At 61.3% G+C, this 13,665-nt stretch carries 13 protein-coding genes; 9 read left to right on the top strand and 4 right to left on the bottom strand.

The window, feature by feature from the left end; translation table 11 throughout:
* Nucleotides 1–28 precede the first annotated feature (28 nt).
* From GM668_RS17520 to GM668_RS17510, 3 genes are all read left to right on the top strand, one after another.
* A complete protein-coding gene (locus tag GM668_RS17520) occupies nucleotides 29–2,260 on the top strand; it encodes a two-component system response regulator (RefSeq protein WP_155440243.1) in 2,232 nt (743 codons plus the stop codon).
* Between the two features lie 8 nt (nucleotides 2,261–2,268).
* Nucleotides 2,269–4,041 carry a DUF885 domain-containing protein gene (locus GM668_RS17515; protein ID WP_155440242.1) on the top strand — a complete coding sequence of 591 codons (1,773 nt, stop codon included), beginning with the start codon at nucleotides 2,269–2,271 and terminating at the stop codon, nucleotides 4,039–4,041.
* 243 nt (nucleotides 4,042–4,284) lie between these two features.
* Entirely contained in the window at nucleotides 4,285–4,959 is a 675-nt protein-coding gene (locus GM668_RS17510) for a hypothetical protein (protein WP_155440241.1), read from the top strand.
* A 93-nt stretch (nucleotides 4,960–5,052) separates the two neighbouring features.
* On the opposite strand, the gene GM668_RS17505 is transcribed toward GM668_RS17510, so the two are convergent.
* Nucleotides 5,053–5,298: a hypothetical protein gene (locus GM668_RS17505; protein ID WP_155440240.1), complete on the bottom strand. Its 246-nt coding sequence runs from the start codon at nucleotides 5,296–5,298 to the stop codon at nucleotides 5,053–5,055.
* Between the two features lie 435 nt (nucleotides 5,299–5,733).
* On the opposite strand from GM668_RS17505, the gene GM668_RS17500 reads away from it, so the two are divergent.
* Together GM668_RS17500 and GM668_RS17495 are read left to right on the top strand one after the other, a co-directional pair.
* A complete protein-coding gene (locus tag GM668_RS17500; RefSeq protein WP_155440239.1) occupies nucleotides 5,734–6,192 on the top strand; it encodes a hypothetical protein in 459 nt (152 codons plus the stop codon).
* 61 nt (nucleotides 6,193–6,253) lie between these two features.
* Nucleotides 6,254–6,649 (top strand): hypothetical protein, encoded by a 396-nt coding sequence (locus tag GM668_RS17495; RefSeq protein WP_155440238.1) that lies wholly within the window; start codon nucleotides 6,254–6,256, stop codon nucleotides 6,647–6,649.
* A gap of 45 nt (nucleotides 6,650–6,694) precedes the next feature.
* Here GM668_RS17495 and GM668_RS17490 read toward each other — a convergent pair whose 3' ends face one another.
* From GM668_RS17490 to GM668_RS17480, 3 genes are all read right to left on the bottom strand, one after another.
* Nucleotides 6,695–6,880 carry a DUF3606 domain-containing protein gene (locus GM668_RS17490; protein ID WP_155440237.1) on the bottom strand — a complete coding sequence of 62 codons (186 nt, stop codon included), beginning with the start codon at nucleotides 6,878–6,880 and terminating at the stop codon, nucleotides 6,695–6,697.
* A gap of 172 nt (nucleotides 6,881–7,052) precedes the next feature.
* Nucleotides 7,053–8,777, bottom strand: a complete 1,725-nt coding sequence (locus GM668_RS17485; protein ID WP_155440236.1) for a sensor domain-containing diguanylate cyclase — start codon at nucleotides 8,775–8,777, stop codon at nucleotides 7,053–7,055.
* Between the two features lie 122 nt (nucleotides 8,778–8,899).
* Nucleotides 8,900–10,213, bottom strand: coding sequence for a cation:proton antiporter (locus GM668_RS17480; protein WP_155440235.1), 1,314 nt, complete (start codon nucleotides 10,211–10,213; stop codon nucleotides 8,900–8,902).
* A gap of 174 nt (nucleotides 10,214–10,387) precedes the next feature.
* On the opposite strand from GM668_RS17480, the gene GM668_RS17475 reads away from it, so the two are divergent.
* The 4 genes from GM668_RS17475 to ureC are packed head-to-tail and all read left to right on the top strand — an operon-like array spanning nucleotide 10,388 to nucleotide 13,664.
* A complete protein-coding gene (locus GM668_RS17475; RefSeq protein WP_229499472.1) occupies nucleotides 10,388–11,305 on the top strand; it encodes an urease accessory protein UreD in 918 nt (305 codons plus the stop codon).
* Nucleotides 11,306–11,321: 16 nt separating this feature from the next.
* Complete coding sequence (locus tag GM668_RS17470; RefSeq protein WP_155440233.1) at nucleotides 11,322–11,624, top strand: urease subunit gamma; 303 nt, start codon at nucleotides 11,322–11,324, stop codon at nucleotides 11,622–11,624.
* A gap of 10 nt (nucleotides 11,625–11,634) precedes the next feature.
* The gene (locus GM668_RS17465) at nucleotides 11,635–11,961 is read left to right on the top strand and encodes an urease subunit beta (RefSeq protein ID WP_155440232.1); all 327 of its coding nucleotides are present in this window, start codon (nucleotides 11,635–11,637) and stop codon (nucleotides 11,959–11,961) included.
* A 2-nt stretch (nucleotides 11,962–11,963) separates the two neighbouring features.
* A complete protein-coding gene (gene ureC / locus GM668_RS17460; protein ID WP_155440231.1) occupies nucleotides 11,964–13,664 on the top strand; it encodes an urease subunit alpha in 1,701 nt (566 codons plus the stop codon).
* Nucleotide 13,665: the final 1 nt, after the last annotated feature.

Raw genomic sequence — 13,665 nt, 5'->3', positions numbered from 1 at the left:
GGTACGGGTGCGGCGGCGAAAGGAAGCAATGCGGCAAGAACAGGCAACAGGACAGGCAACAGCGAAGGCAGGCGTCGGCAAGGGGGAAGTGCTGATCGTGGAAGACACGGCGGCTTCCCTGAAGCTGTTGAGCGATTTGCTGACCGGCGCCGGCTATTACGTGCGGCAGGCGCCCAATGGCGAACTGGCGCTGTGGACTGCCCAGTCGCGGCCCCCGGAATTGATTTTGCTCGACGTGCGCATGCCCGGCATGGATGGCTATGAAGTGTGCCGCCGCCTGAAGGCTATGCCGGAATTGCAGGACGTGCCGGTGATCTTCCTGTCGGCGCAGCACGATACGGACGACAAGTTGCGCGGCTTTTCACTGGGTGGCGTGGATTTCATTGCCAAGCCGTTCCAGGCCGAGGAAATCCTGGCCCGCACCGACGCCCAGGTGCGCTTGCGGCGCGCGCAGCAGGCGCTGGCCATGGAGCGCGCCAGCCTGGAACAGCATGTCATGCAGCGCACGGCGGAACTGGCGGCCGTGGCCATGTCGCTGGAAGCGGAAGTCAAACGGCGGCGCGCCAATGAAGATGCGCTCAAGCTGGCCAGCCAGGTCTTTGCCGCCACGCGCGACGCGATCGCCATTACCGATGCGAATGGCGTCATGGTGGCCGTCAACCCCGCCTTTACCCGCATTACCGGCTATCCCAGCGCAGAGGCGGTGGGCCAGCCCGTCGCCATGCTGCGCACGGCCCAGGCAGCGGACGCCTACGCCAGCATGCAGCAGGCGATTACCGCTTGCGGCCACTGGTCCGGCGAAATGACGGCGCACCGCAAGGGCGGCGGCATGTATACGGGCTTGCTCAGCGTGTCGTCCGTGCAGTCGGACGATGGCGCTGCGGAAAACTATATCTTTGCCTTCATCGACATGACAGAACGGAAGGCAGAGCAGCATTTGATTGACTTCCTGTCGTACCACGATGCGCTGACCGGCTTGCCGAACCGCGTGCAGGCGCGCAGCCGCTTCGATGAATTGCTGGCCGCGTGCGGCCGCGACCAGTGCGTGGCCGTGCTGTGCCTCGACCTGGACCGCTTCAAGAGCGTCAACGATACGTGCGGCGCGGCTATCGGCGATGAAGCGCTGCGTGTCGTCGGGCGGCTGTTGCGCGCGTGCGTGCAGGATGGCGGGGGCGATATGGTGTCGCGCCAGGGCGGCGATGAATTCCTCATCATGGTGGCGGACGACTTGCAATGCAGCGCCACCACGGCCATTGCGGAAAATATCGTGGCGGGGCTGCGGCGCGATTTGCAGATCGAAGGCCATACGGTGGCGCTGACCACCAGTATCGGCATCGCCACGGCGCCCGCCGACGGCGCTACGCTGGATGGCGTCTTGCAGCATGCGGAAATGGCGCTGATCCGCGCCAAGGAACTGGGCCGCGACAATTACGCGTTTTTCACGGAAGGCATGGATGCGGACAGCCGCCACCGGCTGGCGCTGCAAAGCCAGTTGCGCGGCGCGGTCGCGCGGGGCGAGTTTTGTGTGCACTACCAGCCCAAGGTCAGCTTGCAGACTGGGGAACTGGTTGGCGCGGAAGCGCTGCTGCGCTGGCATAACGCCGCGCTGGGCCACGTTTCGCCGGCCCACTTCATTCCGGTGGCGGAAGAATATGGCTTGATCAATGCCATCGGCGTATGGGTGCTCGATACCGTGTGCGGGCAGATCCGCGCGTGGCGCGACCAGGGGCTGGGCGACGTGCGCGTGGCCGTCAACCTGTCCGCCAGCCAGTTCGCCCATGCGGATACGGTGCCGCTGGTGGAACAAACGCTGCGCCGGCACGGCGTGCCCGCCTCGTGCCTGAATATCGAAATCACGGAAGGTTCCGTGATGGGCGACCCGGACAAATCCGTTGACGCCTTGCACCGCTTGAAAGCCATCGGCGTGGGCATTTCGCTGGACGATTTCGGCACCGGCTATTCTTCGCTGGCATATTTAAAGCGCTTCCCCATCGACGTGCTGAAAATTGACAAATCGTTTGTCGATGACGTGGCCCATGCGGCCAGTGATGCGGCCATTGCGTTATCCGTGATTTCACTGGCCCACAATTTGAACATGCGGGTGGTGGCGGAAGGCGTGGAAACGCCTGAGCAAGCCCGCTTCCTTGCATCGCATGGCTGCGATGCGATGCAGGGATATTTGTACAGCCGTCCGCTGACCGTGGACGGCTTCACGGCATTGCTGCGCCACCCGCGCACATTGCAGCTTAACCAGGAATAGGATCCCCCATGAAGAAAACCAGCGCCGCTATCGCGGCAGCACTGCTGTGTGCGGCAACCTGTGCCGCCATGCCGACCGCCAACGCCGCCGCCAGGAGCAGCGCGGCTGACGCCAGGTTCAAGGCGATTTATACGCAGGAATGGAAGTGGCGCCAGCGGCAAAAGCTGGAAGAAGAGGAAGACGATGTCAGTGCGGTCAGTTCCACGCTGCCGAAGGTCGACCCGGCCACGCAGCAGGCGCGCCTGACGTACTGGCAGGGCGTCATGAAAAAGCTCGATGGCGTCGTGCCTGCCAGCCTGTCGGAAGGGGAGCGCATCAATTACCTGGTGTACCGTGCACAAATCGGCGCACTGATCGACAACCAGCGCTTCCGTGAATATGAAAAACCGCTGAATGCGGATTCGTCGTTCTGGTCGAACATGGCCAGCGACGCCCGCAAAACGTTCCGCACGCTGCCGGAATACCGCGCCTACGTGGCGCAATTGAATGATGTGCCGCGCTACTTCCGCGAAGAGATGGCCAACATGCGGGCGGGATTGAAACGGGGCTTCACGCCGCCGAAAGTCACCTTGCTGGGCCGCGAAGGTTCGCTGACGGCCGTGACGGACGAAAAGGATGTGACGAAGCTGGTGTTTTACAAGCCGTTCCGCGACATGCCGGCATCGATTCCCGCCGATGAACAGGCCAGGCTGCGCGAAGCGGCATTGAAGGCCATCCGCGACGCCGTGGTGCCGGCCCATGCGGAATTGCTGGCGTTTATGCGCAATGAATACATTCCCGGCGCCACGGAAGCGCTGGCGGCCACCAGCCTGCCGGACGGTAAAGCGTATTACCAGTCGAAGATCACGGAATTCACGACGACGTCCTTGTCGGCGGACCAGATCCACGACATCGGCCTGAAGGAAATGGCGAAGATACGCGCGGAAATGCTGGGCGTGATGAAGCAGGTGAAGTTTGACGGCGACTTGCCGGCGTTCCTGAATTTCCTGCGCACGGACCCGCAGTTCTATGCGAAAACTCCGGAAGAGTTGCTGATGCGGGCAGCGTATATTTCCAAGCGCTTTGACGGCAAGGTGTCCGATTACTTCGGCTACCTGCCGCGCAAGCGTTTCGCCATCATTCCCGTGCCGCCGGAGCAGGCGCCGTATTACACGTCGGGCCGCGGCGGCCCGGGCGTGTATCTGGTCAATACGTACAACTTGCCATCGCGCGCCTTATACAGCCTGCCGGCGCTGACCTTGCACGAATCCGCGCCGGGCCATGCATTCCAGATGCCGATCGCGCTGGAATTGAAAGGGCGTCCGGAATTCCGCAAGGCGTACATTTCCGCGTTTGGCGAAGGGTGGGCACTGTACACGGAACGCCTGGGCGTGGAAATGGGCATGTATGAAACGCCGTATGAAGTGTTCGGCATGCTGAGCTACCAGGCATGGCGCGCGTCGCGCCTCGTGGTGGATACGGGTGTGCATGCGAAGGGCTGGACCCGCGAACAGGCGCAAGCGTATTTGCGCGACAACACGGCGCTGTCGAACCACGAAGTGGAAACGGAAGTGGACCGCTATATTTCGTGGCCGGGTCAGGCGCTGTCGTACTACCTGGGTGAAATGGCGATCATGGAAGCGCGCCATCGGGCGGAAAAAGCGCTGGGCGCGAAATTCGATATCCGCAATTTCCACGACACGGTGCTGAACCTGGGGTCGGTGCCGCTGCCGGTATTGCAGGCGCGGATCGATGCGTTTATTGCGGATGGGGGCAAGAGTCCGTATCCGAAGGACGAGTAATCCTTCCTGCCGCGCAGGCACTTGCTATCGTGCCTGCGCATTGCTCCTCCCTGGGCAGTCGTCCCACTGCTCAACCCGTCTCCATGCTCCGGCAGCTGCCACTCCGGCTTGCAATCGTGCAGTTATTTAATAAATTGACAAGTTTATTATTTATTAATACCATGCGTGCCGACTAATACTTGATTATTTAATAATATGATAATTAATTTAAGAACAGCCGCCCAAGCTGGCCTGTGGGCGGTCTTGCTATTGCCGTTGGCGGCAACGGCAGCCGGCCAGGCGCCGCCGCAGTCCCCGGTCAGTGCGGAATCCCGCGCAGGGGAGCAGGTGATCCCTGCGGAACACGCCGCGCGGGCATTGATCGGGCGCCTGAAAGCAGCGCTGGAGCAAAACCGTTTGTTGGCGCGGCAGTTTTATTCGCCGGACCAATGGGCAGGATTGCTTGGCCCGCACTATACGTTCCGGCCGCAGCCGGCGGCAGGCGAGGCAGGCGCCGTTGCGTGGAACTTCGATGAGCTGGGCAACGTTTATGTGGATGAGGCGGGGCACGCGACCCGGCTCGGCCGGCAGCGGCCCCTGCTGACTTATGGTTCGCTTGGCGGCACGCTGGCGGGAGCGGGGCGCCGTGGCCATATCAGTTTCGCTGCCGTCACGGCCGCACGCACAGCGGATAACGCGACATTTTTTGCCGATACGGTGGTTGGCCTGCTGGGTTCCCCTAGCGAGGTCAGGTCTGGGGGGCCGAGCTTTCCTCCCATGCATGGCAGACCGTATGTGCCCGAACCGGAGGTGCATTCCCTGGCTAACCGCTGGCTCACCTGGCAGCTTGACGATGCGCGCCACACCAAATTCATTCGTATCAGGACGCTGGGCGATGGCGCCGTGGCGGAACTTCAATTTGACGTACAGGAAAAATAAATGTCGACGCCGTTGACAAATACCCGGTGCAGGCCACCGAACAATGAAGTGCATGACGGCGCGCTGTAAAACAAGAGCCCGGACACATGGCCATCAGGGGAGGGTCAAGTCCAGACCCAGCGTCTTGCCAAGGACGAACGTGGCGAGCCCCAGGCCCAGCAGCAACACCATGAACACGGCGGTGACCATGCCACCCGCGCGCATCACCATGCGCATTTCTTCGACGATCTGCTTTCCCTTTTTCCCTTGATCGTAATGCCACTTGACGGCGAAGAACATGCCCGTGCAGAGCACAAGAGCCTTGAACGCAACAAATATTATCGGGATCCATTCCATCATTTGGCTACTTCCTGGCGGTTACTTGATGAAGGTATGGTACTTGAAAGCAATGCCCAGACATCGGGACAAATTGTCCCAGCCAGCCGCAGGTATTCGAATAGCAATCAGGTGAACATCGCCCGGCGGCGGGTGGGGGCAGGGCTCGCAAATCGCTTGCAGTCTAATGCGGCCCATTTCAGGCCACGGCAGGCCAGGCCGGTCTGAAAACGGCCAAGGTAGGTCGAGTATCGTCTACAAATCCAAAGGGGAAATCGAAGCCGATCTATTTTATTAGGGCACAGGTCTAAAACGAACCACGTTTAATTTCGTAGCGGGAATCTTTAGACCGTTCTCGAAGCATGTGAAAATCTGTACCATGAAGATACGCCGGTCGCTAAAAAATTCCGGTCAGGTCAGCACCACAGTGAACGAATTTCCGGTGAAGGATAAGAAGTGATGCGGCAGATCCAACGCTACTCGATTGTGGTAGTACTGATCACCATTCAGTTGTTATGCAGTGCTTGCCGCCAAGAGCCTGCAGCTAATTTACAAGTGTCTGCGAATACGGTGCTTGGGAAAGCGCTCCGGGAAGATTTATTAAACCGCTGGAAAACGACCCCCGCGCAGTTTTATACAGATTTTTCCAAGTTCTGCCGTTCGAACTTTGTCGGATTGGATCTGATAGATGCTGAAGAACGGTTGGCGGCTGGCGCAGGGAAAAAGTTGCAGTTTCGGTTGGATACCACGATTTCAGCGTCACCTGGCACTGTAGCGTTGACTGGCGTACTTGGTTTGGACCGCTCGATCATCTCAGAGGATAGTCTCATTATTATTCTTTTCGTGGATGCGCAAGGCGGCACTATTCCGAAAAAGGTTCGTGAGGTGAATTGTGGAATTCGCAGCGTGTCGCTGTGAGCGGTTGCGCGCAGTTTGCAGGACTACGGGGAAAGCCCGATGTGATTACGGATAGTTAGCAATGCAAAAATTTTTACATACGTTTATTGTTGCGCTGATGTGCCTTTGCGCGGCCAGTACCCAAGCAAGTGAGCTTCAAGACGTCTCGATGATCCAGCTGATTGCGAACCCGCAACTATATGATGGCAAGCCAGTCCGCGTGATGGCTTTCCTGAATTTGGAATTTGAAGGAAACGCGCTGTACTTACACAGGGAAGACTTTGACAAATCCCTGCTGTCCAACGCAGTCTGGATATCCCTGGACGATCAGCAAATCCGCGCGTCGAAAAAGTTCAGCGGTGGGTATGTGCTGGTAGAAGGTGTTTTCAGTGCGAAGGATCGCGGCAATTTCGGTATCTTTCCGGGGTCGATTCAAAAGGTTACGCGCTTACAGAGTTGGGAGCGCAAGAAAAAATGAGGTAGCCTCACGCCAGTTCGCGGACTGTTGGGCGGAACCGCGCCATCAATGCGCCGGCGCCGCAAAATACGCCCGCACATCGGCCACCCGCGCGCCCACATGCTCAATGGCCTCGGCCAGCCGTTCACGCGGCACACCCAGTTCGCGCGTCCAGTAGGCGACGTCGGACTCAACCAAAACATTGATGTGGTCATCCGGCTGCGGGCCGGGTTCCAGTACGTTGTCGTGCATGATGGCCTCCCTATCAGAGGCTCCCAGTATGGGCAAAGCAGGGCAGGCTTCTGTGCGCTATTCCACCTAGTGCGGCGCGGGTCCGGTTTTAGTACGCTTTATAGTGAAACAGCATGGTTTCACAGTAGTTAGCGATCGTTATTAAAACCGGCTTTTGTACATAGTGTTCCCCCTACGCTGCCCGCGTCTGAAAACACACCCGGTTGCGCCCGCCCTGTTTAGCCGCATACAGTTGCACATCCGCCGCCTTGACCAGCGCATTGAACGGCATCCCTTCGCGCCGCTCGGCAATGCCAAAGCTGGCCGTGACAGGCTGCCCATCCGGCCGCCACGCGGCGCTGGCTTCTTGGATGGCAACGCGCAGCCGTTCAGCAAACACGCCGGCCTGCGACGCGGTCGTATCCGGCATCAAAATAATGAATTCCTCGCCGCCCCAGCGCGCCAGGATATCGCTGGCGCGGCACATTTGCTGCAGCAGGGCGCTTGCCGCCACCAGCACGCGGTCGCCCGCATCGTGGCCCAGTTCGTCATTGATGCGCTTGAAATGGTCGAGGTCCAGCATGATGACGCTGGCGGCGCGCTGCTTGCGGTCCGCGAGTTTCAAGATGACGGCTGAACGCTCGATAAACGCGCGCCGGTTGGGCAGCGACGTCAGCGGGTCCGTGCCGGCCAGCCGCTCGGCCAGCAACGTGGCGTCTTGCTGTACGCGCATGCGGTAAGCGACAGCCCGCGCCAGCAGCACAGCTTCCAGCAGCACGCCGGCTTCCAGCCCGTGGTAGCTGAGCGTGGTGTATGGCAAGAACCCCCAGACAGCCAGCACCGTCAGGCTGGCGCCCAGCATGCCGCACCACGCGGCCACGACAAAATGGCGGGCGGCCGGCGCGCGCCAGCGCACGACGCCCAGCGTCCCCAGCGCCACCATGATGACGGCGAACGTTGTCATGTAAACAAACGCGGATTGCGCCGTGGCAAGGTGCTCATCAAATGCAATTAACGAAGCAAGCAGTAGCAACCCTGCACCGATGTACCAGCGTACCGCACGCAATAAGCGGGGCGCGTGGTCGGCCACCGATAAAAAGCTGCAGGCAAACAGCAGACCGACTGCGCTGAGCAAGCCCATCATGCCCAGGATCACGTAGCGCTGGAAATGCGGCGCATTCGGCCACAGCCATGCATAGCCGTGGCCTGTATAAGCAATATTGCCCACTACCAGGCACAGCAAGTAAAGCGAGTAATACAGGTAGCTGCGTTGGCGCAAGTCGGCGAACAACGTCAAATTAAACGCGGCCAGCGCCAGCATCACGCCGTACAGGAAGCCATACCAGTAATGGTTGCGGCGTTCCTGCGCCATCGCTTGCTGCGGTGTCAGCAGTTCGACAGGCAGCACCAGCGGATCGGTGGAGTCGGCCCGCAAGTACAGTTCCACATCGCCTGGCGGGATCGACAAGTCGATGGTGTAGCCGATGGCGGGATTGGGCGGATGCGCCTCGCTGCGTTCATCGCCGGCCGGCCACGCTGCTACCGGCTTGCCATCTTGCACCAGATAAATATCGAGCTGGTCCAGCCACGTGGCGCCGGCCGCCAGCCGCAGCGGCACGGCGGCATCACCGGGATTGCGCAGGGCCAGCCGTACCCACAGCGGGCGCGCGCCGATCCCCGTATTGAACACGGCAGAGCTGCCCGCCGTGAACGCGCCGCTGCGCCAGCGCGATTGCGCTGCTTCCAAGGTCAGCGGCGGGCCTTTTTCTTGCAGTACTTGCGCATAGCGGCCCAGCGAACCTTGCGGCAAGCCATGTACGGATAAAACTTGCTGTGGGGCAGCAGTTGCACAGCCCGGCAGTGCCATGCACAGCAGGAACAGGATGCGCAGTATGAAAGGGGAGCAAGAGCTGGCCATGGGGTGTCGTGGTCGAAGACAGGCAGCACTACTTGCACCATTTTGGCGTGGTTAAGGCATGTCTGCAGCACAGTTGCCGTGAATAAGCATGCTTGTGGCGCTTGCACAACGCAAGGCAGCGTTCAGCGGTCCGGCCAGAAGCGGTCAAACAGCGGTTTGACGCTGGTGCCATGCACAAGGATGGACAGCATGATCGTCACCAGCGTAATGTCCATCAATGTGCTGGCCAGCACGGCCGGAATGCCGTGGTTGATGGCAAACATCAGGTAATACACGGAGCCAATCCCCCGCACGCCAAACCAGGCGGCAATACCCTTGATCCGTCCCCGCACACCCGATCCCGCCAGCCCGATATACACGCTCAACGGCCGCGCCACGGCAAACAGGAACAGCGCCGTGCTCCACGTGCGCCAGTCCCACGTATAGAGTGAAATGGCGGCGCCCAGCAACAGCACCAGCGTCAGTTCCGACAGCCGTTCCAGGTGTTCCTTGAAAATCAGCGATTCGCCGCTGACGGTCAGCGGCGCATCGCCCTGCGCAACGGTTTCGCTGTCGATCCTCTCTGCCCGCGCCGTGGATGGGGGCGCCGATTTCAACAACCCGTGCCGGTCGCGCGGCATGCCGGCCAGCGTCAATTCCGTCTGGCGCAGCGCGACCCCGGCAAAAAACACGGCCAGGAAACCCCATGCATGCAGCCACACGCTGACGCCATAGACGACGGCAATCAAGCCCAGCCCCACGAAGTCGTCAAGCACTTCATGGCGCGGATCCGTGCCCCGCAATGCCCAGCCCACCCGCGCCAGCAGCGCGCCGCCGCCAATGCCGATGGCAATCGCGGCGCACGTTGCATACACGACGTCCAGCACGGCCCAGCGCCAGCCAAACTGGCCCAGCTCATTCAAGCCCAGCAAACCCAGCCCCAGCATCACGAGGGGAAATGCGCTGCCGTCATTCATGCCCGCTTCACACGTCAGCGCAAAGCGCAATTTATCCTTGTCGCCCGCGTGGCGCACTTGCACGTCGGTCGCCAATACCGGGTCGGTGGGAGCGAGGATCGCCCCCAGCAAGATGGCGGCGCCGGGTTCCAGTTCCAGCACGGCCCAGGCAAAGCATGCGACCAGCGCCACAGATACCGCCATCGACAGCCACGCCAGCCGGATCGATGCCTGCCAGCGCGCCCACGTGAAGGGCACGGGCATTTTCACGCCGGCGGAAAACAAGGAAATCAATACCGCCAGTTCCGCCATGGTTTCCAGCAGCGGCGCTTGCGCCAGCGGATTCACGGTGAATACGCCCAGCACGGCGGGACCGAGCACCAGGCCGAGGCCAAGATAAACGATTGCGGATGTGACCGGCAGCCGCGCCAGCGTGGTGGCTGCCAGCCCGCGTGCCAGCATCAGGCACCCGATCAGCATGAACCATTGGTAAGCAGTCATGCCCACCGACTATACAGGCGGATAGGTTGAAGGGGCGCACGCGCCACACTGGTGCATGTTTCCATGGACTGCTCCACTGTGGTGCGCGACACTGTGAGAAATGCACGTAGTTGCTGGCACGTCTTTTGCTGAATCCCCTTCAAACACTTCAGGGACACTATGCCGGACAGCAGCATGCTTCACCCATCCTCCGCCGACTGCCATGCAGGCTGGCATGCGCACCTGTCGCTGGCCTATGCCCGCGACAGCGGTGCGACACGCTTGACAGGCAGGCGCCACAGCGGCCCGCTGCGCGTGCAAAAGCCCCTGTATCCGGAAGGCCCTGACGTGTGCCACACGATCGTCATTCACCCGCCCGGCGGCGTCGTGGGCGGCGACCGGCTGGCGCTGGACGCCACGGCCGCAGAGGGCGCCCATGTGGTGCTGACGACGCCAGGCGCCGCGAAATGGTACCGGGCCAATGGCAAGACGTCGGGCCAGCAAGTGCAGCTGACTGCCGGCGCGGGCGCCGCCATTGAATGGCTGCCGCAGGAAAGCATTTTTTATGACGATGCGCACGTGGAGCTGCAACATGGCGTCGAGCTGGCGGCGGACGCGTCGTACGTGGGCTGCGAAATCCTTTGCCTGGGACGGCGCGCTTCCGGCGAATCATTGAATACAGGACGCATCCACCAGCGCACGCACATCCGCCGTGGCGGCAAGCTGCTGTGGTGGGAACAGGGCGTGCTGACGCCGCACACCATAGCCAGCCCGCTGGGGCTGGCCGGACATACCGTGTGCGCCACGCTGCTGGCAGTGGGGGCGGCATTTTCAGCCGATTTGTTGGCCGCGGTGCGGGCGCTGGGTGAATCGCAGCCCGGCGCCGTGCACGGCGCGGCGTCTACCGCAAACGCAGCCAGCGGCGCACCGGCAGGCATCCAGGCTGGCGCCGCCCATTGGGGCGCCACGCTGGCCGGCAAACACGTGCTGGCTGTGCGCCACCTGGGCCACGACAGCGAGGCCGCCCGCGAACTGATGCTGGCCGCCATGCGCCTGATCCGTCCCGCATTGCTGGGCCGTGCGGCGCTGGCGCCGCGCAGCTGGCGCACATAAATCGAGAGGAGACCCGATGGACCTGACACCCCGTGAAAAAGACAAGCTGCTGATCTTTACCGCCGCCTTGCTGGCCGAACGCCGCCGCGCGCGCGGCTTGAAACTCAACCACCCGGAAGCCGTGGCGCTGATCACGGCCGCCATCATGGAAGGCGCCCGCGACGGCAAAAGCGTGGCGGAATTGATGGATGAAGGCACGCGCATCCTGGGCCGCGCCGACGTCATGGAAGGCGTGCCGGAAATGATCCCGGACATCCAGGTGGAAGCGACATTCCCTGATGGCAGCAAGCTCGTTACCGTGCATCACCCCATACCTTGAAGGAGCCGCCATGATCCCTGGTGAAACCCAACTGGAAGAAGGCGAAATCGGCTTGAACGCAGGCCGTGAAACCGCAGTGGTGACCGTCGCGAACCGCGGCGACCGCCCCGTGCAAGTCGGCTCGCATTTCCATTTTTTTGAAGTCAACCCCGCGCTGTCATTCGAGCGGTGGAAAGCGTATGGCATGCGGCTCAATATTGCAGCCGGCACCGCCGTGCGCTTTGAACCAGGCCAGCAGCGCACCGTGGAACTGGTCAAGCTGGGCGGCTTGCGCGAAGTGCATGGCTTCAATGGCGCCGTCAACGGCAAGTTAAGCGACACCCCACCGCAAGGATAACCATGGCGACAATCTCACGCGCCGCGTACGCGGAAATGTATGGCCCGACCGTGGGCGACCGCATCCGGCTGGCCGATACGGAACTGTTCATTGAAATTGAAAAAGACTTTGCGCTGTATGGCGAAGAAGTGAAATTCGGCGGCGGCAAAGTCATCCGCGATGGCATGGGCCAGTCGCAGCGGCCCCACGCCGACGTGATGGATACCGTCATCACCAATGCCGTCATTGTCGACCACTGGGGTATCGTCAAGGCCGACATCGGCTTGAAAAACGGCTTGATTGCCGCCATCGGCAAGGCGGGCAACCCCGATATCCAGCCTGGCGTCACCATCGTGATCGGCGCCGCCACGGAAATCATTGCCGGCGAAGGCATGATCGTGACAGCGGGCGGGATCGACTCGCACATCCACTTCATTTGCCCGCAGCAGATCGATGAAGCGCTGATGAGCGGCGTCACGACGATGATCGGCGGCGGCACGGGACCGGCGGTCGGCACGGCGGCCACCACGTGTACGCCTGGGCCGTGGCATATCCACGCAATGCTGTCGGCAGCCGATGCCTTCCCCATGAACCTGGGTTTCCTTGGCAAAGGCAACGCCAGCATGCCGCTGCCGCTGGAAGAACAAATCCAGGCCGGTGTCATCGGCTTGAAATTGCACGAAGACTGGGGCACGACGCCGGCGGCCATCGACAATTGCCTGTCTGTTGCGGACCGCTACGACGTGCAAGTGGCGATCCACAGCGATACGCTCAATGAAGCAGGCTTCCTCGAGCATACCTTGGCCGCCTTCAAGGACCGCACCATCCACACGTTCCACACGGAAGGGGCGGGCGGCGGCCATGCGCCGGACATCATTGCGGCAGTCGGGCAGGCCAACGTGCTGCCATCGTCCACCAATCCCACGCGGCCGTACACGGTCAATACGCTGGACGAACACCTGGACATGCTGATGGTGTGCCACCACCTCGACGCCGCCATTGCGGAAGACGTGGCGTTCGCGGAATCGCGCATCCGCCGCGAAACCATTGCGGCCGAAGATATCCTGCACGATATCGGCGCCATTTCCATGATGTCGTCCGACTCGCAGGCGATGGGGCGGGTGGGCGAAGTCATCCTGCGCACGTGGCAAACTGCGCACAAGATGAAGGTACAGCGCGGGCCGCTGGCGGAGGACTCCAGCCGCAACGACAATTTCCGCGTCAAGCGCTACATCGCGAAATACACGATCAACCCCGCCATCACGCATGGCGTGTCGCATGTCGTGGGTTCGCTGGAAGTGGGCAAGCTGGCCGACATCGTGCTGTGGAAGCCCGCCTTTTTTGGCGTCAAGCCATCAATGATTTTAAAGGGCGGCATGATCGCCGCCGCGCAGATGGGCGACCCCAATGCATCGATACCCACGCCGCAGCCGGTGCACTACCGCCACATGTTTGGCGCGTTTGGCGGCGGGCTGAAAAAGTCCGTCACGTTCGTATCGCAGGCCGCGTTCGATGCAGGCATCGCCGCGCAGCTGAAATTGAACAAGCCCGTGATGGCCGTGAAAAACATGCGCACCTTGCGCAAGGCCGACATGGTGCACAACAGCCTGGCGCCGCTGATGGAAGTGGACCCGGAAACGTATGAAGTGCGGGCCGATGGCCAATTGCTGACGTGTGAACCGGCTGCCGTACTGCCGATGGCGCAGCGCTACTTTTTATTCTAGG

It is taken from the genome of Pseudoduganella ginsengisoli, from assembly GCF_009720865.1.
In the GTDB taxonomy this organism is placed as follows: domain Bacteria; phylum Pseudomonadota; class Gammaproteobacteria; order Burkholderiales; family Burkholderiaceae_D; genus Rugamonas; species Rugamonas ginsengisoli.
The sequence above is the reverse complement of the archived record's forward strand: the minus strand, read 5'-3'. Positions and strand labels throughout refer to the sequence as shown.